The organism is Streptomyces sp. NPDC058239 (assembly GCF_042882185.1).
GTDB lineage: Bacteria > Actinomycetota > Actinomycetes > Streptomycetales > Streptomycetaceae > Streptomyces.
This window is the reverse complement of the sequence record NZ_JBHVWS010000054.1, coordinates 41,640-62,058: the sequence shown is the minus strand read 5'-3', so window position 1 is coordinate 62,058 and position 20,419 is coordinate 41,640. Positions and strand designations below refer to the sequence as shown.

The following is a 20,419-nucleotide window of genomic DNA, read 5'->3' as shown; positions in this document are numbered from 1 at the left end:
GATCCGAAAATCGATCACCCTCAACTGCCTTCAACTGTCCTGGTCTTGGCACACCAACTCAACGAGCCAGCACCTGCAAAGTCACCGGTATTGGGACTAAACCCCGCGTACGCCCCTTCGTCTTCGCCCGGCCGACCGGCCGGGACCGCGCCACCCCCTCGCCAAGGAGTACGTATGCCCACTATCGCCATCGTCGGAGCCGGACCGGGCCTGGGCCTGTCCATCGCCAAGGTCTTCGGCGGTCACGGCTTCGACGTCGCTCTGATCTCCCGCACCGAGGACAAGCTCGACGTCCTGGTCGCCGAACTCGCCGAGGCCGGGATCACCGCGGAAGCCTTTCCCGCCGACGCCGGAGACTCGGCCCAGCTCACCGATGCGCTGGGGGCGGCGATCGCGCGGTTCGGGCGGATCGACGTCCTGGAGTTCTCCCCGCACGCGGGCCTGTCCATGACCGCACCCAAGGAGGTGACCATCGACACCCTGCGCCCGCAGATCGACAGCCTGCTCTACGGTGCGGTCGCCGCCGTCCAGGTGGTGCTGCCCGGGATGCTCGAGGCCGGATCCGGCACCCTGCTGTTCACCACCGGCGGCGGCGCGGTCAGCCCGTACCCGATGCTCGCCGACGCCAACATCGCCCAGGCAGGCCAGCGGAACTGGGCGATCAACCTTCACAACACCCTCGCCGGCGAGGGCATCTACGCGGCCAACGTGGCCATCAACCTCATGATCGGCACCGAAGCCCCAGAAGGCGTCCCCTACCGCTCGCCCGACGAGATCGCCCTCGACTACTGGGCCCTCCACACCAGCCGTGACCAGGCCGAGCACTTCATCGGCGTCTGACCCCAGTACACCGACGACGGGCGGCCCCCAGTCCACGCTGTCACCGGACGATGGACGGCAGTAGAAGCTCTCGATGTTGATCCCCCGTGAGCTCACGGATTCTGAAGGGTGCTCCGGACGAACCCACGGATGGCCTTGGGAATTTGGCCTGCATGGGCCTGCTGTCGGAGTACTCGTCCGCCCAGCCGGGTGCACGCGAACAGGCTCTGGCGCTGATCTTGTGATGCCGATGGATGCTCAAGTCCGAACTGGTGCCAGGATGGGCTTGTGCCGGACGCCGTAGTGAGGGGGCGACATGGGCGGGCTGCCACGGTGGCTTGAGCTGTGGTTCGCAGAGAACGAGGCCGGGTGCCGAGCGCGTGGAACCAAGGTGGTGCTGTGGCTCAGGCCTGCCAATGGTCCCCTGACCGTCCGGGCCGAAAGCCGACTGCCGACGTGAGGGTGACCGCCGAAACGGGCAGCCGGTGGGGCAACGCCGCCGTGTATGCCGAGGGCTGGGGCCGTCTCATGGGGATTGATGACTTGACCGAGGCAGTTTGGCAGGCAGACATTCACCCAGAGTCACAGGGCGAAGTCGATGTGGTCATCGGGCACCCCTGGCTTGGGCCGAATCGACAGCTGAGGTACCGAGCTGGGCCAAAAGCTGGAAGCGATTGGGGCCGCTGGGAGCACTCTTTGCTCTCGAATGGCCTTCGTCGTCCAGACCGGCGTCGATGACCAACTGCGGGATGGCGCCGGTTGTGGAGTCCGAATCGATGGTGCTTCCCATCAAGTGTTGTAGTCGGTACCTCAACCGAAATGTCGGATCCCAGGTCACGATCCGGCGCGACCGGGCAGACAGGGCTGTCAAGACACGAGGAGAGTGAGCGCGTGAGTGGAGAATGGTCTGCGGTGGTGGCGGCCGTTGTGGGCACACTCGGCGCAGCACTTCTGACGCAAAGTCGAGCCGACCGAACGAGGCGGATGGAGCTGGAGGCAGCCCATGCGCAGAGGCGCGAGGAGCGCCAGCATGCGGAGGAGCTCCTCCAAGCCGAGCGCGCTGAACAGAAGGCGCAGGCGCTGGTCGACCTGCACCGTTCCTGCTGCATATCGCTGAACACAGCCACACGGCAGTACATGACCGCTCAGGTCAACCTCCTGCACGCGGTGCGGGAGGGCACTGGGGTCGGCCTTTGCCTGGAGCAGCTCGAAACCTGCCGCATCGCTCAGCGGGACAGCTTTGCTGAGGCTGAGATGGTGGTACCTGATGAGGTGCTTATGGCTGCCACGGCCGCCGGGCACCGGCTGAACGCGGGCTATGGACTGCTCAAGCGTATGTCCGCGACATCCCCGTGCGATCAGGAGGAATTGAATGCTTTCGCAGCCGGGGTCGATGAGTCGTGGGGCCAACTGGCCCTGATGCAGAAACGGATGCGCCAAGCTCTGGGCATCGAGAGCAGTATGCAGAGCGGAGGTGTCGACTGAGCTGCCGGTCTGCCAAGCGGTGGTGTCCTGGAAGGGCAAACCGGTCAGGCAGGAGCAGGTCATCCCAGGTCGGTAACGACCAGCCCGTGTGAAAAGACTCCCCGTGTCCTCACACGCCTCGGCATCACTCGGATCGCCCCGTCTCATGCCCACATCAACGACCCGGACACGGAGCAGTCACATGATCCGCAAGTGAGGTTCTAATAGTCCATAGCCACCACGACGTATAGACACGCCACGGCTGCGACGACGACGAGCGCGACCAAGACGATCAGTGTGCAGGCCAGTGCTCCTGCCGTCCCAGCGATCGCTGCCCAGCCGAACCGCGTCGCTCGTTCGGCCCGTTGGGCTGCGTCGTGGTACTCGTTGTCGTACCAGCCGCGATCGGTCATGGTCACCCCCGGTCGAACCCTATAACTCGGCCATATCGCCCCCGATTTCACGGCGCGGATCCGCTGGGACAGCGATGGCACGATCGCCCGGACAGCTCGTAGTCTTCTTCCGCCGGCTCAGGAGCGGTGCCCGCCGTCGGTAGCCCTCGCCTACATCCACGGGCTGCGGTTCATCACGATCGAGCCCCGCCGGCCGGTGGGCCTGACAGGCCTGGTTTGGCTAGGGAAGGGGGCAGGTGAGCGGCAGGACGCGTTCGGGCAGCCGCCCGGTGAGGTGGGTGTCGGTGACGGCGGCTTCGGTGAGCCAGTCCGCTGCGGTCAGCTGGTCGACCAGGTGCTGCAGTTCGCCGGGACCCACCGGGCACAAGGTGGCGAGGGAATCCAGGGCGACGCCCGTTCCGCCGGGGCCGAGCCGTCCCGATGCGTTGGTCTGGGTGGCCAAGGTCAGGGCGAGCAGCCTGGTACCTGCGGTGGCCTTGGCCTTGCGGAGCTTCTTGTCCGAGACGACCTTCTGGGCCCATCCGCTGAGTTTGGGCCGCAACTTCTTGCCGAACGTGAACGGGGCCGTCCCGTCCCCGCGGGCCACGAGGGACGGGACGGTGACCGGGGTGGGGTTCTCGGGGCGGGAGGCGAGCAGGTCGCCGACGGTGCCGGGGACGCTCAGCCAGCCGCAGTTGGTCATCTTCCCGACCAGGTCTTCCGGATCGGTCAGGCCCAGCGCGGTGAGGTCCTGCTTGACGAGGTTGCCGGTGCCGGTGTGCGCGGTGCGCAGGGTCAGCATCACCACCAGCAACCGTGCTTCCGGGTCGGGCAGCGGGCTGTGGTCGGCCGCGTACGCGAGGACGGAGCGTGCGTGTTCCCATTGCGTCGCCGTGGTCAGCAGCCGGGTCACCGCCGGCCCATCGCTGTCCGTACCGCGGCCGGTGCGCTGCTGGTGCTGGAGGCGGGCGGTGGTGGCGGCCTGCTCGGCGCGCCGGGCCTCAAGCCGCAGATTGACGTCGCCGGTGACATCGGCCCAGGTGGTGAAGGCGCGTGCCTTGCGTTCCTGCAGGTCGGCGAGGAGCGCCAGGTCGGGTTCGGTGCGCTGCTGGTAGGTGCGGAAGAGTTCACCGAGTTCGACGAGTTCGTCCCGCAGGACGACGGGCCGCAGATCGTGGGGGATGGCCCGCTGCGCGATCTTCCCGTACGGATAGTGGCGCCGGACCGGGGCGGAGCGGGGAGCCGGTACGTTCCGCGGGCCGGCCGTGGGCGGGGGGCGGTCGGAGAACTGCGGCGCGCCGGCAGGAGCGTTCGACGGGCGGTCGGCAGTATCCGGGGTGTCGGTCGCCGGGACGGAGGCGGTCTGAGCGGTGATGACGACCTTCGCACCGGGCGCGGCGGCCGCGCAGCGTGAACAGCATTCCATGGCCTGCCACCAGCGGCCTTCCCGGTCGGTGACCACGGCCAGCACGACTGCCCCGCCGCAGCGCCAGGGCTGGGCACGTACCTGCCGGTCGTCGGGACGAAGGTGCGTGTGGCAGCTCTCGGCCCGGCACGCGCAGTACACCTCGGCCCGGGGCCCGGGGGCGGCCCGGAGGTGGGCCTTGAGGTGGGCGACCGCGGCCGCACGGCCGGCGGCCGCGGACGGCAGACGCTGCTCGGCGCAGGAGGGACGGCTGCACGAGATGCGCACCGCCGCACTGCCACGACCGGCAGCGTCCAGACGCACCGTCCATCTGCGCCCCAGCACTCGCTCGTTCGGCTCGCTCGCAGTGGCCTCCGTCATCCCGTTCTTCCTCCCGTTCCGTGTCCGTCCCCATGGCCTGTACCCGTCCTCACCGCGACGGACGGGGCGCGGGGGCGGGCCCACCGTACGCGGGCGGGCGGCCCGATGTCCGGTGAACTCGCCCGGTTCACCAGCCCACGGCGTCGACCTGGCCCGACGGGACGGGTGTGAACCGCTGGACGCGCTTGGCGCGCTGGTCACCGGAAACGGCCGACGTTCTGCATCAGGTTGCCGCGCCGGGGACGGGTCACGGCCGGGTGCGCAGCAGATTGGGCACGCGGCTGGTCTGCCCGAGCCGGGTGGCGACGTCCTTATGGAGAACAGGTTCGGAGTGAAGGAGACCAACATCTCACCATGGCGGCGCGCCATCTGCGGTGACCTCACATCCGCCTTCGACTTCTCCCTCGAGATCACAGACCCGGCCGACCTGCCGGACACCGCGGGCTACGCCCCGCCGGACCGCGACCGCCACAACAGCTACGTACCGAGGCCACCCGCCCAGGGCGCCGCGCCCCGGCAGGAGGCCGGGGCGCGGCCGAGCCGCCCGCTCTCCTACGCTCCCTGCGTCGACGGGGCCGCAGACCTCACGACCGGCAAGTACAAGCTGACGTTCAGCGCAGGGGACCAGGCGGGTGCCGCCTTCCAGGTGCCGCTCGCAGCAGCGCACCGGCGGCCCGTGGACGTACACGGCGGCAGCCGGAAAGCCTGTTTCCGACAGCTGGAACTCGGCGTACTCCGGCGGCAGTTACGACCCCACGGCCCACGGGCCGAACGGCTTCCTGCGCACCTTCAAGGGCAACAACAAAGCCGCCGAGCCGGAGGTGACGGCACGCCACGACGCCGGCAACCTGAAGCTCACCCTGACCAACCCGTCGACCGCCGACGCGCACTTCATCGTGACCAACGCGTACGGCGGCGGCCGACAAACCTACACGGTCCGCGCCGGCGCCACCGTCGTGCAGGGCATCGACCTGCGCGCCACCAAACGCTGGTACGACCTGACGGTCGTCGTCGAGGGCAACGCCGGATACCTGCGGCGCCTCGCCGGGCACGTCGAGAACGGTCGAGCCGGCGTGAGTGACCCGGGCATCGCAACCGTGTGAGACCCGCACCCCACCGCCCGGCGGACGGAGGGGCACACACCCGGAGGATGACGAGGCATCAGCGCGACGTGCCGGAGCTCACCAAGACCTTGGACACACGCACGAGCAAGCACACCGGCAGGGCAACTCTGCCGGTCGGGCGGGCCGCGTACCGGACGGTCATGGTCTTGGTGAACCCGCTCATACGGTTCTCCTTCTCTCCATAGGCGCGCCGGAGACAGCCGACGGCCGCCGCGTCGTACGGGTCGATCATGTCGACGTCGTCGGTGCGGTCACCCCCGGCGCGACGTCATCGACGGGCCCGGGCGTGACGGCTGATCGGTCCGTCGGCTCACCCGCCCTCCGAACGAGGACGAACCCCGCGAGCCTGGCCCGTCAGGCCGAGACCTGATCGATGCACCCGGGGTCCGCCGGAGCGCGTACGGAATCCGCGCGAGCTCGGCGGGCGGCTCAACCGCGGTGAGCGCGGATGAGGTCGCGGTACCACGCGAAGGACGCCTTCGGGGTGCGGACCTGGGTGTCGTGGTCGACGTGGACGAGACCGAAGCGCTGGTGGAAGCCCTCGGCCCATTCGAAGTTGTCCATCAGGGTCCAGGTGAAGTAGCCGCGCACGTCCACGCCCTGGGCCACGGAGGCGTCGACGGCCTGGAGGTGGGTGTCCAAGTACTCGATGCGGTCGAGGTCGAGGACGGTGCCGTCCGCGTTGACGACGTCCTCGGCCGAGCAGCCGTTCTCCGTGATGTGAACTGGCGGTAGTGCCGGGTAACGCTCCTTGAGGCCGACGAGCAGTTCCCGTAGGCCGTCGGGGACGACGGGCCAGTCGAAGGCGGTGCGGCGGTAGCCCTCGATGGGGGCCTCTTCGAACGGCAGCCCCTCGGACGCCGGCGCCTGGATCCGGGTCGGGTTGTAGTAGTTGATGCCGAGCGCGCTCAAGGGGGCCGAGATCAGTTCGAGATCGCCGTCCCGGACGGAGCCGCCGAGGGTCGCATCCGCGCCGAAGTCCGACAGGTCTGGGTAGGTGCCCGCGAGGATCGGGTCGTTGAACAGACGGTTGTGCAGGTTGTCATAGGCTCGCGCGGCGGCGCGGTCGGCGGGGGAGTCCGAGGCGGGCCAGACCGGGGTGCAGTTGTTGGCGATCATCACCTGGAGGCCGCGCCCCCGCAGTTCCCCCAGCGCCAGGCCGTGGCCGAGCAGTTGATGGTGGGCGACCGGCAGGCAGTCCAGGAACAGGGTGCGGCCCGGTGCGTGAGTGCCGAGACCGTAGCCCCAGACCATGTGGATGAACGGCTCGTTGAGTGTGATCCACTTCTGGACGCGGTCGCCCAGCCTGTCGGCCATGATGGCGGCGTACTCGGCGAAGCGGTACGCGGTGTCGCGGTTCAGCCAGCCGCCGCTGTCCTCGAGGCCCTGCGGGAGGTCCCAGTGGAACAGGGTCGGGACAGGTTCGATGTTGTGTGCGAGCAGGCCGTCGACCAGCCGGTCATAGAAGTCAAGACCCCGAGGATTGACCTCACCTGTGCCGGTCGGCTGGATCCGGGGCCAGGCGATGGAGAAGCGGTAGCCGGTGAGGCCCGCCTCGGCCATCAGCGCGATGTCCTCCTCGTACCGGTGGTAGTGGTCGCAGGCCACGTCACCCGTGTGCCCGTCGCGGATTGTGCCTGGCCGCGCGGTGAAGGTGTCCCATACCGAGGGTCCGCGGCCGTCCTCCTTGGTGGCGCCCTCGATCTGATACGACGCCGTCGAGGCGCCCCAGATGAAGTCCGCAGGGAGATGGTCCAGTGTCACACCTAACCTCCTATAACATGAGCAAGGCTCACGTTAACCTGCTTGATGGGATGATGGAAGCGTGAATCAAGATCGCACCGCAGGGACGCTGCGCCGACTGCCGGTCCAGAAGCGCAGCGCCGAACGCTTCGAACGGCTGCTGGACGCCTGCGCCGAACTCCTGGACGAGGTCGGCTATGCAGGGCTGACCACCAAGGAGGTGGCCCGCAGGGCCGAGGTGCCCATCGGCACCCTTTACCAGTTCTTCTCCGACAGGGAGGGGCTGATCGGTGCGCTCGCCGCCCGCAATCTGGAGTCCTTCCTGGGGCGGGTCGCGGACCGGCTGGAGCAAGAGGAGCCCGAAGGCATCTCGGGCATCGTGGATGTGACAGTCGATGAGTTCGTCACCATGCGCCGGACGGTCACCGGTTTCGGCGTGGTCGACTTCGGCGCGGTGGGACAGGACCACATCCTGGAGCCGACCCTGGACAACAACACCGCGGTCGCCGGAAGACTGCGCTCACTGACCGCCTCCCTGATCGGGGCCCAGGACAACGCCGAATTCGAGATCGCGGTGCGGGTGGCCCTGGAGTGCGCGGACAGCGTGCTGCAACTCGCCTTCCGTATCGATCCGCAGGGCGACGCCCAGCTGATCGCTGAGTGCAAACGAGTCCTCAACAGCTATCTGAACGATCGACGCCGGTGACTGGCAACCAGCAGTGGTCAAGGCGTGCTTCGCGGCCGGAGGCGCGAATGGCTGGAGCCACCCGGGCGCTGTTGCAAGCAACGTCGGGTGATGCCCTGGATCTGCCGGAGGACGCCGCCGCCGTCCTCCCGAGTGCTAACGGACGGCTTTGACCTTCCAGACCAATACCGCGCCCAGCGCGGACATGGCCGCCGAGCAGAGGAACAGCGAGCTGTAGCTCCCCGGACCGCCGAGCACGACCGAGGCGATCGGGGGAACGAGAACGTAGGGCAAGGAGGTCATCAGGTTGGCCAGGGCCATGTCCTTGCCGCGGTCCGCCGAGGCGGGGAGCACCTCGGTGACCAGGGCGGTGTCGACGGCCAGGTACACGCCGTAGCCCAGGCCCAGGATGACGGCTGCGACCAGCGTCATGGTCCACGTGGGCGACAGCGCGAGCGGGACCGCGGCGACGGCCATCGTGACGCCGCCGAGGAAGACCAGCATGCGCCGCTTGCCCAGCTTGTCGGAGAGCCAACCGCTGAGGACGACCGTCGAAATCGTGGCCAGGCAGTTGACGCCGATCACGATGAGCAGGCCGTCCTCGGTCGACCGGCCGGGGAACAACTGCTCGTAGTGCAGTACGTCGTCCAGGAAGTACGGCAGGTAGAGCGTGCCCATCCCGTAGCCCAGCCCCATGGTGAACCGGGAGCTCATCGCCCAGGCGAAGTCGGGGTGCTCGCGCGGGTTGATCCGGTAGCCGTCCAGGAAGGTGCGCAGCGAGAACGGCTCGCGGCGCCGGCGGGGAAGCGGCGGATCCTTCATGGTGGTCGCGAACAGCAGTATCAGCAGCGGCAGAGCGGCCATCAGCATGTACTGCGCCGAGAAGCCCGTGACCAGCCCGAGCAGCAGCCCGCCCGCGATCATGCTGCCGGCCTGCGGGGCCATGGCCCAGCCCAGCACCACACCGCGCTGGGCGACCGGGACCTGGTCGGGCACCACTGGGGAGAGTCCGGCACCGATGATCATGAAGCTGGCGGACAGTACGAGGGAGCCGAGCGCGACCCCGGCGACGGTTGTCTGGATACCGATGCAGGCCAGTGCCGCCATGCAGGCCAGCGAGCCTGCGATGATCCACGGTCGGCGGCGGCCGAACCGGCTGGTGGTGCGGTCGCTGAGCGCGCCGGCCAGCGGCGCGAGGACGATTCCCGAGATCGCGCCCATCATGCTGACCCAGGCGTAGCTGCCGACCTTCCCCGCCGGGTCGATCTGGGCGATTTGTTCGGGCATCAGGAACGTGGTCGGCGCCTGCATCGGAATGAACATTCCGACGTTGGCCAGGACGTACAGCGCGACCCAGCCGGGGCCGACTTTACGGGCCGGCTCGGCGAGGGCCTCGGGCCGCTCGGGGGCGAGGCTCATCGGGGCACTCTCTTGAGGTGGACGAGCTCGCTCGTCCAGTCGAAGGACAGCAGTAGCGGGAGGCCGTGGCTGAGCAGGACGGCGCCCTCGTGGACGGCGCCGGTGGTCTCATCCCGGTAGCGGGCGTCGGGGTCGAGGTCCTTCAGCCGGGTGCGGGCGACCGAGCGGGTCAGCGCGGACGGCTGGAACTGGAAGACGACTACCTCGTCCTCGGTGAGATACTGCACGGCGTCGTGCCCCAGGCGGTACTGGACGCCGCCGTGTACCACGGGCCGGATCCGCTTGTACTGCTCGACCAGCATCCGGGCCCAGGCCAGATCCTCCTCGCTCCAGTTCCGCAGGTTGCCGCCGATGCCCATCGCGCCGGCCATCGAGACATGGAAGCGGTACCGGATCGAGGTCGGGCGGGCGGTGAAGCTGTGCGGGCTGTCGGTGACCCAGGCGCCCATGGTCCGGGCGGGCAGCAGCTGGCCGTGGCCGTGCTGGATCGCGACCCGGTCGGCGGCGTCGGTGTTGTCCGACGTCCAGACCTGGTCGGCGCGGGCCAGCACGCCCAGGTCGGCCCGGCCGCCGCCGCCCGCGCACGATTCCAGGTACAGGCCGGGACGGGCGGCGCGCAGCCGGTCCATCACCTCGTAGACCCCGCGCGTGTGCTCGATCCAGACCCGGTCGGGGTCGGCGGCCCCGGGCTGGCCCGCCTCGCTGAAGGGCCGGTTCATGTCCCATTTGAGGAAGACCACGTCCAGCTCGGTGACGGTCCTGACCAGCCAGTCGACCGCCCATTCCCGGACGTCGCGGCGGGCGAAGTTCAGCACGTGCTGGTGGCGGCGCTGGGTGCGGGTACGGCCGTCCTGGCAGAGGATCCAGTCGGGGTGCGCACGGAAGAGGTCGCTGTCGGGGTTGACCGCCTCGGGCTCGACCCACAGGCCGAAGCCCATGCCCAGTGCGCGGACGTGGTCGGCGAGCGGGCCCAGGCCGTTCGGGAAGCGGTCGGGGTTGGGCCACCAGTCGCCGAGCCCGGCCATGTCGCTGGTGCGGGCGCCGAACCAGGCGTCGTCCACGACGAAGACTTCGACGCCGAGACCCGCGGCCAGGTCGGCCAACTCGGTCTGCTGTTTCTCGCTGATGTCGAACTCGGTCGCCTCCCACGAGTTGAAGATCAACGGGCGTTCGGCAGGACGGGCGGGCAGCACCTCACGTTCGATGTAGGCGTGCCAGCGGCGGCTGGTGCCGCCGAAGCCGTCGGGGGCATACAGCCCGGTGAAGACGGGGGTCTCCAGACGCTCGCCGGCGGCCAGCTTCCAGACCAGGCCCTCGTGGCCGAACCCGCCCGTCCAGGAGGCGCGGCCGTAGGCGTCGCGGCGCAGGGTGATCCGGCGGCTGCCGCTCCAGGCCAGGGCCGCGCTCCAGACCTCGCCGTGCTCCTCGGCGGCGTTCTGCGCGTCGAGCATCAGCCACGGCCCGGCGTGCTGTCCCGTGATGCCGAGTCGGCTGGTGAACACGGTCTCCCCGACGGGCACCCGGTCGCGCTGGAGTTGGAACTCCCGGCCCCATTCCCCCACCACATGGCTGACGCGGTAGTCGTCGCGGGCGGGCAGCGTCCAGGCGGCGGAGTCGAACCGCAGGACGTCCACCGGCTCGTCCGCGGTGAGGACGGCCCAGCGCTCGATCTGGTCATGGCCGTCCCGGAGCCGGTAGTGCAGGTCGAGACCGAGGGAGCGGACACGGTCGGTGAAGGAGAGCGTGAGCAGGTCGTCCTCGACCGTGTGCGAGAGGAACCGCCACTCGAAGCCGCGGACACCGTCGTCGAACCGGACGGTCAGGGACTGCGCCCCGAACCGCAGGCCGCCCTCGACCACGTACTCCTCACCCCCGGGGTCGTCGCTGCCGGGGTCCTCGTCGGGCAGGTCGGCCGCGATCACGACGGCCTGCTCCAGGGTCAGCGGCCGGCCCCAGTGCACGTGCCGGGGGGCGTCGTCGGCGTCCAGCTGGAATGCGTAAGAGGTGCCAGGGGTGCTCAGAAGCCAGAGGCGGGCTTCGGAGTGGTGAGTGATCACGCAAATCCTCAAACTTGAGTAGGGCTCATGTTTGGTCAACGTTAGGCACGCGACCCCGCGACGCCAAGCCCCCTGACGGTGGCTATCGAAATTCGCGGCATGTGGTTTCCCGCTCCCTGCGCGGATCGGTCGGCGAACGCGCGGGAAAGTCAGCCGGGGCCGGCCGGATGAGGAGAGCTGATTCGGCCGGCCCCGGCCCTGGACACCGCCTCAAGGGTGCGTCAGTCGGCGTAGACGCCGACCTCGCGAAGCGAGTAGCCCCACTGGGTGCCGCGTTCCAGCCCCTTGATTCGTACGTAACGCGCCCGATTTCCGGCGAAACGTGCCGTGTCCAGGCCGCCGTCACCGGCGGCCGTGGACCAGACCGCCTTCCAGGTCGCGCCGTCCTCCGACAGCTCGACGCGGTACGACTTCCCGTACGCCTCCTCCCAGTCGAGGGTGACGCGGTCGACCGGCTTCGAGGATCCGAGGTCGATCCGCAGCCACTGGTCGTTGTTCCACTCGCTGGCCCAGCGGGTGCCGGTGTCGCCGTCCACGGCCTTGCCGGGCGCGAAGCTGACGAACGGGTTCCACCATTCCGACGAGGACGCCGAGGCGGTGGCACCCGAGGCCAGGTTCGCCCCGGACTCGTGCTTCTCGGTGTTGCCCCAGGTGCGGAGGTAGGACTCGGCGCCCGAGAAGAGGTCGTCCACGACCCCCTGGCCGCCGACGATCCGGATGTCCTCGATCCAGTCCGGGACCATGCCGTAGTGCGAGGCGCCATCGGTGTTGAAGTCCCATGTGCGCTCGCCGGCGGTCTGCTTGTCGATCACCGAGCCGCCGTCCGTGCTGCGGAAGGGGTACTTGACCGGGTTCGGGGTGTCCCCGCCCCGCGGGGCCGGCCAGCCGCCGACACCGTTCATGTCGGTGCCGTATCCGTAGCCGACCTTGTACTTCTCACGCAGCGCGTCCGTGCGCTTGGCCTCGGCGCTGAACGCCTCGGAGCCGCTCATGTACTGGGCGGCGAACCCGCCGAGCTTGTAGAGCCGCTCGGTCCAGCCCAGGTCCATCCAGCTGTGCGAGGAGATGGCGCCCGGGTACGACTCCGACTCCATGATGTCGAAGGCCTGACCCGCGGCCTTGACGCTCATGTGGTCGAGTTCCAGCATCATGTGACGTTGCATCATGCCGCGCACCGCGTACGCGCCGAGGTCGGTCAGCCCGCGGGTGTTGCACTGCGCGTCCGAGGCGTACGAGGGGACGGCCACCCCCTCCGGCAGCTGCTTCTCCGCCTCGGGTGCCTTCGCGTTGCCGATGGGGTTGTCGTGCTGCGGGCCGCGGCAGGTCTCCGTCTTCCAGAAGGTGCCGGTCGACAGGAACTGGCCCACGTTGATGGCCGTACCGAGGGCGCCGGAGTCGTAGCGCACCCCGCACAGGGCGTTGTCGAACTTGTGGCACAGGAACATGCTGCGCACACCCAGCTTGTACAGCTCGTCGAGGCCGCGGTCGATGTCCTCCTTGCTGCACTGCGCGATGTCCAGGATCTGCTTGCAGCCGAACGGCTCGGAGGTCTCGACCCCCAGGACGACGGCCAGCTTGCCCTGCTTGATGACCTCGCGAGCCTGCGCACTGTCGGTGACGATACGGAACCAGCCCTTGCCCGGGCCGCCGTACATCTTGTCGATGAAGGCCTGCATGTCGTACGACTTCTGCGCCTCGAGACGGATGGCGGTCATCTCGTCGCAGCTGCGGTCCTTGAAGAAGTAGACCGAGCAGATCACGCCGTTGGTGACCAGGTCGTTGACCAGCACCCGCTGGCCGCCGCGCCATGCCCGCTCGATCCAGGCGTAGTAGTTCTGCTGGTGGGTCAGCGAGTCGTGGGCGGGCCAGTCCTTGAACGTGGGCCACCCGTTGGGGTCGTGCTTCCCGTCCCCCTTGGTGATGAAGTCGAAGACGGCGCCCGTGCCGTCGGGGTAGTGCTCGGGGCAGTCCTTGAGCGCGTCGGCGACGCCCTGTTCCGAGAACGGCTTGCCGCAGATCAGCCGGCCGCCGAAGCCCTCGTTGGACATGATGTGGTCGTGGGCGTCGACGAAGCCCCTTACGCGCCCTTGGGCGTCGGTGCCCTTGAAAGGCTCGCCCGTGACGTTGATCTGCGAGTCGGGTGTGGGCCGGGCGGTCGGATCCCACCAGTTGGGCTCCGCCGCGGAGCTGGGCACCGGACCGAGTGCCAGGGTCATCACGGCGAGGAGCAGTGACACCACCGTGAGGGATCTGAGTCTGCGGCGTGGAGGTTGAACCATGGTCATCGCGAAGATCCTTAAATGTGAGCGGGACTCATGTTCTGCTCATAACTTAGGGATATGAGCCCGCGACGCCAAGCCCCTGACGGGGCCATCGCCGGGAAATGAGGAAGAGCACCCCACCGGAAACGGGTGCTCGCACGCCTGCTGTCGAGATTGCGCAGCGCATGGGCGCCTCGGACATGACCGGTGTGTACGTAGGAACCTGCGAGAACGGGCGTGACCGCCGTTCTGGCGGCACGGCCGAGACGCGGGCAGGCGAGGACGCGCGCGAGCGCGGCGGTGACGGGGGTGAAGCCGGCCGGGAGGACGGCCAGAGAGGCGGCGGCGAGGCGGCACGCCTGCTCGATGTCGCCGTCGTGGTGGGCACAGGCTGCGCCGTCGACGGCCAGCAGGCAAGGGTGTGGGCGCGGGCGGGGACGGAGGCGGCCAGGGTTGCGGCGGCGGTCGGCGAGGTTCCGGCGACGCGGCGGGCCTGTTCGGCCAGGCCCGCCGCAGCGTTGGGGGAGCCGAAGCTCAGCCCCCAGTATCGCCTTGCGGGCTGTCATCCATGCGTGCAGTTGCCGGTCGCCGGAACCACCGGCGGCACCTCGACCTGGTCCAGCCTCTGCAGGAGTGGGCCGACCGACTGCGGGGCCGGTAGCCCTTCGTGCCGAGGCGGTCTCCGGCGCACCGGCCTTGCCGGAGGACAACAGCCGCCAACTGGCTGGTCCTTGGCGCCCCCTGGCACGATGCGATCACGACACAGGGCATACAGGCCCACGGCGAGGCGCTCGTCGCCGCCGCCCGCGCGGGCGACACCAATACCGCCCGCAGGCACACCGACTTCTTCGTGCTGCGCAAGCACGTGGACGCAGGCATCCCGTACTGGGAGCAGGCCGTGGCGGCCGGCGATGCCTTCTCGCACTACACCCTGCCCGGTACCGCAAGATCCGGGGTGATCGGCAGGCCGCGGACGCGCTCTGCCGTGCCGTCGCCGAACGGCATGCCGGGTGTGCCTACGGACTCGGCGTACTGCTCCAAGAGGATGGTGATCCGGAGGCGGCCGATTGGTTCCGCCGTGGCTGGGAGGGAGAGCGCAACCTCGACTGCAAGATCGAGCTCGGCAAGCTGCTCGCGGCCGAGGGGAGACTCGACGAGGCGGCGAAGTTCCTGATGAGCGACATCGCGGTCTTTCGCTGGGCGCGGCTCTTCGAGTCGATCCGCGAAGACTTCGACCGCGTTGCTGCGGGGCTCGAGGCCGCCGGGGACGGGGCCGCCGCCGCAGAGGCGCTGAGCCCGCTCTTCGCCCTGGAACAGCGTTTCCGTGAATACCCGGGCTTGACGACCGAGGCCGCCCGCACCATGCCGCACACCCTGCGCTCCCTGGAACTGACCGACGAGATCACCGCCGAACTCACCGTCCTCGTCGGATTCGACCAGGACCTCGCGAGTTGCGGGAATTGCTGTAACTCGTTGACGCGGTCTCGGTGTTGGTGGTGGTCCTGCAGGTCTCCTGCAGTGTCCTTCGAGGATCTGCCAGTGACGCTGTCCTGCCACTTTGGCTCGCCGCGGGACTCTGTTGCTCAATTCGTCTGGGCTCGGGGACCGCTGATGTACGAGGGCGACTTGCCCGGTTCTTGACGTTCTGGTGGTGAGGCTACGGGCACGGGAGGTGCTGACGAACCAGATGCTCAGGAATATGGAGTTGCAGGCGGCGGCCCGGCTGACCGAGGCGCTTGGGACCCGTTGCCGCGTTGCAGGCCGTTAGCCTGTCGGTATGTCAGAGCGTGTCATGCCCGGCCGCACGGACGGCCTGATCACCCTGGGCGCCGCGGACGGTCTGTGGGTCGATTTGACGGCCGGCAGTGCTGTGCCGACGGCTCCTGGGGCATTCACCTGCTCTCCTGCCCGTGCCCGGGTGGGGTACGTCCTGCTCGGCGGCCATGCGGTGACGACAGTGAGGGCGAGCGGCGGTCAGTTGAGTGTTCCGGAGGCTGAGGTGCGCCGGGCGGCCGCGGAACTGAACGCGGTTGGGATGGATCGGCAAGACCTCGTCCGCATCGGTCCGTTTCGTGGGGCGCCGAGGCAGGAGTGCAACGAGGAAACGCCGCTGCGCTGGCGCCGGCGCATCACGGGGGAACTGCAGGAGTTGGGCGGCCCCGAGCGGGCAGCACGACGTGAAGACGCCCGGCCGTACCATCTGGCGGGGATCGACTGGCGACAGATACTCGTGGAGCAGACCCGCGACGGGACGCAGCGCACGTGGTGGCTGCCGCGCGCTGTGGTCAGGCTGCTCGATGCGGCCGAGCACACCGAAACGCAGTGGGTGCAAGCCGCGCGGACCCGCCAGGCAAGCGCAGCCGCCACCGAGCCACCCTCCCACCCCCGCCAGGCCCGAGACGCCGACGGTCGGCAGACGACGAGCCCCGAGGGCCCCACCGCCTCACTGCGCCCGTACAACAAAGAGCTGGAAGGCCAGCTGTACTCGGTGCTCAGCAGGAAGCCCGGTACCTCCCGCAGGGTGGCTGGGTGGGCGTGCGCCGTCTGCCGCACTGCGCCCGCCACCGTCCTCGACCACTGCCACGAACACGGCTACGTCCGCGCCCCCGTCTGCCAGTCCTGCAACACACAGGAACGCCCCGACCACCTGTACAGCAACGACATCCGCGTGGCGAACCGCTACACACGCCTCTTCCACACCGACACCGACGACTGGCTCCGCCACTGGCACCGCTGCCCCGGCTGCCGCGCACGCACCACCCTGCCCCTGCCGCACCTCGCCGCATGGACCGCCCACACAGCCTGCCGATCGCTGCGCCCGACCCACCGCGCCCCCCGCGGGCGCAAGCCCTGCGGTGTCCTGCGCGTGTCCTGGACGGGCAGTCAGAACGCGCCCCGTTCCTGCCTGCTCACTGTCGCCGTCGACTTCTGCCCCTCCGGCGAGCACCGTGTCCTGGCGCGAGTCCCCTACCGCGAAGCCGCCGAGCGGTTTCGTATCTGGTTGGCCGAGACGGCCCCTGCCGTGGCCGCCGCGGCCGGTCCTGACCGCTTGGACGGCCTCCCTGCCCAGTTCCGGCCAGTCATCGCGGACACCAGCGGCGAGGGCCTGGCACTGTTTTGAGCGAGCACCGGGAGACCTGACACCCCAACGTCACTTCGCAGCTACTGGCCCCCGACACGCCAACCCCGCACGCCCCAGCGAAATGCGCAGCAGAGTTGAGTGTGCAACGCCTCGTCCGGCCGCTTCAACAGCGTCTCGTCCATCCCCCCGGCATCCCGTCACGGGGATGCCGCCGCCAGGGAAACCCTGGCACTCCACCCCGAAGATCCGGGACCAGGGCCGCTGCCGGGTGCAAGAAGGAGAGGAATAGCGCAGGGTCGGAACACTGCCTCCTCACCAGTACTGCTCACCTACGACCAGGTCGTCCACGAGTACGGGCTGCCCGCGACCGAGGGTGAGCGCGGCGACCCGCGTTGGCCGGCCTTCGCCCGCCGCTACGGCTTCGACACCGCCCACCCCGTGCAGTCGCTCATGAGCACCCCACCCCCCCGCCCCGCAGTCGCGACCTGGGCCCCATCCCAGTCCGGACTGTGCGTGCGCTGTCATCGAACATGTTGTCGATATGGGGTCGGCGGGAAAACCCCCTCTCCCAGGAGTGCCGCGCGCCCGCCCCTCCGTAGACAGCAGAGGAAGACCCATGCGCATCCGCTTCGCTATGCCCGCCCTCGCGGGCATGGCCGTTCTCGCCGCCGTGGCGGCCACGTTCACCGCTCCGGCGGCGGCCGGCTCCGCGGCCTTGAACGAACTGACCTACGGCAGCAATATCCTGCTGCAGAACCAGTACCAGGGCGACGGCGGCTACCTGGACACCAACGGGCGCTCTGCGCAATCCGGGGCCACCTACGACGTGAGCACCAACGAGACTCCCAACAGCCGCGGTCCCAAGACGTTGGTCTGGGAGATCGTCTCCGCCACCGGCAAGGCCAACGGCACCCGCGTCACCAGCGGCGACGTCGTCTACCTCGTCAACCAGTACTCCAGTGGCACCTACCTGGACATCAACGGGCGTTCCGCCCGCTCCGGACGTCACGGATCAGGAGTGACGCGGCGTGCACACCGCACACGTCGCTACGTTTAGTAGCTTCAAGATCGCATAGTGTGTCGGTCGGGCGTCTGTGCCGTTTCGGTTCTTGTGATGCGCCGGGCTCCGCCTGCCGGCAGCACGGGACAGCCACAGTCCGTCGAACCCGGGACAGCCGCGTCAGCCCGTTAACGATCAAGGGAGCGCAGTGAGCGACAACGAACCGAAGCTGATCTACGGTCAGGGAGCCGGGGCGTGCCCCGAGGGGAACTTCTGCCTCTACCGGGGCAGTGGCCTCAACGCCGGTCAGACCCCGGGGCGCGGCGACAAGATCCTCGCCATTCCGATGGGCGCGTACATCAACGACTTCTCCGAGTACGGGTTCGACCACAGTGGCGACGGGGTGAGCTCCGTCGTCAACAACACCACTGAGGACAACGCCCTCTTCTCGGCCGCCAACCAGCAGGGGCACTCGCTGCCGGTAGACGCGGGCACCTCGATTGCCGACCTGCGGGCCATTCCCATGGCCGGAAGCCCCAACGGTTCCTGGAACGACCAGGCCCAGTCCGCACTGGCGTCCCGCTTCGTGGGGAACCTGCGCGTCGAACAGGAGCTTCGGACGCCCCCCTGGCCCGAAGGACCGGGGTACGTCTACTCCTACCGGCTCACCATGCATGCCGCGGAAACCCGCGTCATGAAATGGGCCGTCGGCTTCGGTGACCTGCCGGACGGGACCTCACTGTCCAAGAGCTTCACCGACAACTTCTGGGGCGAGATCCTCCGCAACGGCAGTGACGGTGCAGTGATGCTCGGCTCTCCCCAAGGCGGCGGACACACCGTCGATCCCAATACGCCCCTCCTCATCGACATCCAGGTCCTCTACCCGAACCAGGATCAGGCCTACGAGCACCTCACGGGCCTGCACGCCCAGCAACTGGGCTGACCAGCCCCCCGCCCGACGGGCCTCGCCCGGGGGAGTCGGAACCACTTGGAACCTCGCCGGGTGCACGCGTGCACCCGGCGAGGATCCGAACGGGGCCCATGAGCAGCCTGTCGGCCTGCGGCACCTGGGCCGCCATGATGAACCACTCCCGTCGCCACCCCTCGCCCGCACTGTGCCTGGACCCGACGACGGCAAGCGGTGTACCCAGCCCCAAGCCCGGCCGGAGCCGGGCCAGCGCCGGGTGCCGCCGGGCGTGAGCAGACTGGTGTTCTGTCATATGGGGACTTTTCGACAGAAGCGACAACGAGCGTCACAGCAGTAGAGGAAGATCAAATCAGGGCGGCATCGTGCCGGCTACGAGGAGGTATGGACATGGGAGACCTGACAGGCCGAGGTCCCGCACCCGTGGAGGGAAAAGATCACTCCGTGACCGGTCCCGTGATTTCGCCCAACGACGGCGATGTGTCGCCGGTGACCTTGTCGATCTCTGTGAAGGACCTCTCGGACGCCGGCTTGGAACCGCATTTGCGGTCCTGGATCGGCTCCGGGCCCAACGAGCCGGTGACCGCCGAACAGATCACCCTGGTCATCGGGGAGGACGCACTCGCCCAAAGCGCCGAATCCCTTGGACACGAGCCCGCCGACCTCGCCGCGAAGATCGCGGTCGCTCTCCCTCAACTGATCGACACGGCATCCCCCGACGGCCGTGCCGGACCGGCCCTCACGCAGGACGGTGCTGGCGGCGTCCGCGCCCGTGAACTGACGCTGACACCCCAGATGGTGGTCGGGGAAGCGGAATCGGATGTCAATTACAGGGCCCCACTGAGGATCAGCGCGAAGGGGATGAACTTCACGCCGGGCGACTACACCGGCGCCGTGACGATGATGTTCGACGCCGTGCCCCCGGTGTAGGCCGAGGCAAGGTCGCGGGCGGCGGCATTGACCACGCGACACACCCGAAACGAAGAGCGGCTCCGCCCGCGCGTGCGGCCTCGCCCTGGTGGTCGGCGCCGGTGGGGTCCAGGCGCAGGACGGGGATGTGCGGCAGTGCTCTGCTGTGACGTCATGATCTACCTCCGGTGCACGAGTACGAGGGGCGGGCGGTGGCACGGTGGGACGGCTATTGGGACGAGGGTCTGGTGGGAGTTGTGGTTGCTGCCTTGGTGAAGGTCACGGGCAGGCTGGACGGGGGGCGGCGCGGACCGCCACGCTTGCGGTGCAGTCGTTCCTCGCGCAGTGAGCCCAGCTCGGGTGCGAGCTTCCCTGCCAGGGCCGCCATCTCGTCGCGGCTCATCCCAGTCAGGGCAGGCTCGGCCAGCAGATCGAGCACCTGTCGGCGGGCTGTGTCGTGGTCCGTGACCTGCGCGGGCTCCTCGTTGAGATGGCCGGCGGGCCGGACGGTGTAGTTCCAGATGCCGTGCGTGTTGTGGTACTCGATCGGCAAGCTCTTCAGCTGGGCCTTGCTGATCGAGATGCCCAGGGGGTAGCGGCAGGTGTCGAGTTCGGCTTCGACCCGCAGCCCGCTGCGGGTCCGGGTCGCGGCGATGGCGTTGACAACAACGTCGTGGCTGGTCAGCGGGCGGCCTCGCCAGTTCATCGTGATATGGGAGAACAGCCGATGCTCGATCTTGTACGTACAGGTCT

At 68.8% G+C, this 20,419-nt stretch carries 17 protein-coding genes and 1 pseudogene; 9 read left to right on the top strand and 9 right to left on the bottom strand.

What is annotated here, in order from left to right; translation table 11 throughout:
- Positions 1-174 precede the first annotated feature (174 nt).
- A complete protein-coding gene (locus ACFVYE_RS37940; protein WP_383975889.1) occupies positions 175-840 on the top strand; it encodes an SDR family NAD(P)-dependent oxidoreductase in 666 nt (221 codons plus the stop codon).
- 870 nt (positions 841-1,710) lie between these two features.
- Entirely contained in the window at positions 1,711-2,304 is a 594-nt protein-coding gene (locus tag ACFVYE_RS37935; protein WP_389608465.1) for a hypothetical protein, read from the top strand.
- Between the two features lie 200 nt (positions 2,305-2,504).
- Here the strand turns inward: ACFVYE_RS37935 and ACFVYE_RS37930 are convergent, their stop codons facing one another.
- Both ACFVYE_RS37930 and ACFVYE_RS37925 read right to left on the bottom strand, forming a co-directional pair.
- Entirely contained in the window at positions 2,505-2,696 is a 192-nt protein-coding gene (locus ACFVYE_RS37930) for a hypothetical protein (RefSeq protein ID WP_389608467.1), read from the bottom strand.
- 220 nt (positions 2,697-2,916) lie between these two features.
- Positions 2,917-4,461: a hypothetical protein gene (locus tag ACFVYE_RS37925; RefSeq protein ID WP_389608464.1), complete on the bottom strand. Its 1,545-nt coding sequence runs from the start codon at positions 4,459-4,461 to the stop codon at positions 2,917-2,919.
- Positions 4,462-4,774: 313 nt separating this feature from the next.
- On the opposite strand from ACFVYE_RS37925, the pseudogene ACFVYE_RS37920 reads away from it, so the two are divergent.
- Positions 4,775-5,564: pseudogene (locus ACFVYE_RS37920) on the top strand (phospholipase domain-containing protein); the annotation flags it as partial.
- A gap of 58 nt (positions 5,565-5,622) precedes the next feature.
- Here the strand turns inward: ACFVYE_RS37920 and ACFVYE_RS37915 are convergent.
- Together ACFVYE_RS37915 and ACFVYE_RS37910 are read right to left on the bottom strand one after the other, a co-directional pair.
- Positions 5,623-5,748 carry a hypothetical protein gene (locus tag ACFVYE_RS37915; RefSeq protein ID WP_389608463.1) on the bottom strand — a complete coding sequence of 42 codons (126 nt, stop codon included), beginning with the start codon at positions 5,746-5,748 and terminating at the stop codon, positions 5,623-5,625.
- Positions 5,749-6,014: 266 nt separating this feature from the next.
- Positions 6,015-7,349, bottom strand: a complete 1,335-nt coding sequence (locus ACFVYE_RS37910; RefSeq protein WP_383978166.1) for a GH1 family beta-glucosidase — start codon at positions 7,347-7,349, stop codon at positions 6,015-6,017.
- Positions 7,350-7,410: 61 nt separating this feature from the next.
- Here ACFVYE_RS37910 and ACFVYE_RS37905 point away from each other — a divergent pair, with 61 nt between their 5' ends.
- Positions 7,411-8,034, top strand: a complete 624-nt coding sequence (locus tag ACFVYE_RS37905) for a TetR family transcriptional regulator (RefSeq protein ID WP_383978169.1) — start codon at positions 7,411-7,413, stop codon at positions 8,032-8,034.
- A gap of 135 nt (positions 8,035-8,169) precedes the next feature.
- Here the strand turns inward: ACFVYE_RS37905 and ACFVYE_RS37900 are convergent, their stop codons facing one another.
- The 3 genes from ACFVYE_RS37900 to ACFVYE_RS37890 all read right to left on the bottom strand — a co-directional run bounded on the left by ACFVYE_RS37900 (position 8,170) and on the right by ACFVYE_RS37890 (position 13,774).
- Entirely contained in the window at positions 8,170-9,432 is a 1,263-nt protein-coding gene (locus ACFVYE_RS37900) for an MFS transporter (RefSeq protein WP_383978172.1), read from the bottom strand.
- Positions 9,429-11,489 (bottom strand): alpha-galactosidase, encoded by a 2,061-nt coding sequence (locus tag ACFVYE_RS37895; RefSeq protein WP_389608462.1) that lies wholly within the window; start codon positions 11,487-11,489, stop codon positions 9,429-9,431. The genes ACFVYE_RS37900 and ACFVYE_RS37895 overlap by 4 nt, the downstream gene beginning before the upstream one ends.
- A gap of 221 nt (positions 11,490-11,710) precedes the next feature.
- Positions 11,711-13,774, bottom strand: a complete 2,064-nt coding sequence (locus tag ACFVYE_RS37890) for a discoidin domain-containing protein (protein ID WP_383978237.1) — start codon at positions 13,772-13,774, stop codon at positions 11,711-11,713.
- A gap of 1,149 nt (positions 13,775-14,923) precedes the next feature.
- Between ACFVYE_RS37890 and ACFVYE_RS37885 the strand changes: the two genes are divergently transcribed.
- Both ACFVYE_RS37885 and ACFVYE_RS37880 read left to right on the top strand, forming a co-directional pair.
- Complete coding sequence (locus ACFVYE_RS37885; RefSeq protein ID WP_383978240.1) at positions 14,924-15,391, top strand: hypothetical protein; 468 nt, start codon at positions 14,924-14,926, stop codon at positions 15,389-15,391.
- A gap of 136 nt (positions 15,392-15,527) precedes the next feature.
- Complete coding sequence (locus tag ACFVYE_RS37880; RefSeq protein WP_383978234.1) at positions 15,528-16,871, top strand: endonuclease domain-containing protein; 1,344 nt, start codon at positions 15,528-15,530, stop codon at positions 16,869-16,871.
- A gap of 273 nt (positions 16,872-17,144) precedes the next feature.
- Here ACFVYE_RS37880 and ACFVYE_RS37875 read toward each other — a convergent pair whose 3' ends face one another.
- A complete protein-coding gene (locus ACFVYE_RS37875; RefSeq protein WP_383978231.1) occupies positions 17,145-17,267 on the bottom strand; it encodes a hypothetical protein in 123 nt (40 codons plus the stop codon).
- Between the two features lie 181 nt (positions 17,268-17,448).
- Here ACFVYE_RS37875 and ACFVYE_RS37870 point away from each other — a divergent pair, with 181 nt between their 5' ends.
- The 3 genes from ACFVYE_RS37870 (at position 17,449) to ACFVYE_RS37860 (ending at position 19,687) form a co-directional block, all read left to right on the top strand.
- Complete coding sequence (locus tag ACFVYE_RS37870; protein ID WP_383978228.1) at positions 17,449-17,889, top strand: hypothetical protein; 441 nt, start codon at positions 17,449-17,451, stop codon at positions 17,887-17,889.
- Between the two features lie 151 nt (positions 17,890-18,040).
- A complete protein-coding gene (locus tag ACFVYE_RS37865; protein ID WP_383978225.1) occupies positions 18,041-18,775 on the top strand; it encodes a hypothetical protein in 735 nt (244 codons plus the stop codon).
- A 372-nt stretch (positions 18,776-19,147) separates the two neighbouring features.
- Complete coding sequence (locus ACFVYE_RS37860; RefSeq protein WP_383979186.1) at positions 19,148-19,687, top strand: YidB family protein; 540 nt, start codon at positions 19,148-19,150, stop codon at positions 19,685-19,687.
- 208 nt (positions 19,688-19,895) lie between these two features.
- Here ACFVYE_RS37860 and ACFVYE_RS37855 read toward each other — a convergent pair whose 3' ends face one another.
- Positions 19,896-20,402 (bottom strand): hypothetical protein, encoded by a 507-nt coding sequence (locus tag ACFVYE_RS37855; RefSeq protein ID WP_389608466.1) that lies wholly within the window; start codon positions 20,400-20,402, stop codon positions 19,896-19,898.
- Positions 20,403-20,419: the final 17 nt, after the last annotated feature.

What these genes read in the sequence shown, in the direction of transcription:
- ACFVYE_RS37940 (WP_383975889.1), top strand. Translation starts at nt 175, where the DNA reads ATGCCCACTATCGCCATCGTCGGAGCCGGACCGGGCCTGGGCCTGTCC.
- ACFVYE_RS37930 (WP_389608467.1), bottom strand. Translation starts at nt 2,696, where the DNA reads ATGACCGATCGCGGCTGGTACGACAACGAGTACCACGACGCAGCCCAA.
- ACFVYE_RS37925 (WP_389608464.1), bottom strand. Translation starts at nt 4,461, where the DNA reads ATGACGGAGGCCACTGCGAGCGAGCCGAACGAGCGAGTGCTGGGGCGC.
- ACFVYE_RS37915 (WP_389608463.1), bottom strand. Translation starts at nt 5,748, where the DNA reads ATGAGCGGGTTCACCAAGACCATGACCGTCCGGTACGCGGCCCGCCCG.
- ACFVYE_RS37900 (WP_383978172.1), bottom strand. Translation starts at nt 9,432, where the DNA reads ATGAGCCTCGCCCCCGAGCGGCCCGAGGCCCTCGCCGAGCCGGCCCGT.
- ACFVYE_RS37890 (WP_383978237.1), bottom strand. Translation starts at nt 13,774, where the DNA reads ATGACCATGGTTCAACCTCCACGCCGCAGACTCAGATCCCTCACGGTG.
- ACFVYE_RS37885 (WP_383978240.1), top strand. Translation starts at nt 14,924, where the DNA reads ATGAGCGACATCGCGGTCTTTCGCTGGGCGCGGCTCTTCGAGTCGATC.
- ACFVYE_RS37880 (WP_383978234.1), top strand. Translation starts at nt 15,528, where the DNA reads ATGTCAGAGCGTGTCATGCCCGGCCGCACGGACGGCCTGATCACCCTG.
- ACFVYE_RS37870 (WP_383978228.1), top strand. Translation starts at nt 17,449, where the DNA reads ATGCGCATCCGCTTCGCTATGCCCGCCCTCGCGGGCATGGCCGTTCTC.
- ACFVYE_RS37860 (WP_383979186.1), top strand. Translation starts at nt 19,148, where the DNA reads ATGGGAGACCTGACAGGCCGAGGTCCCGCACCCGTGGAGGGAAAAGAT.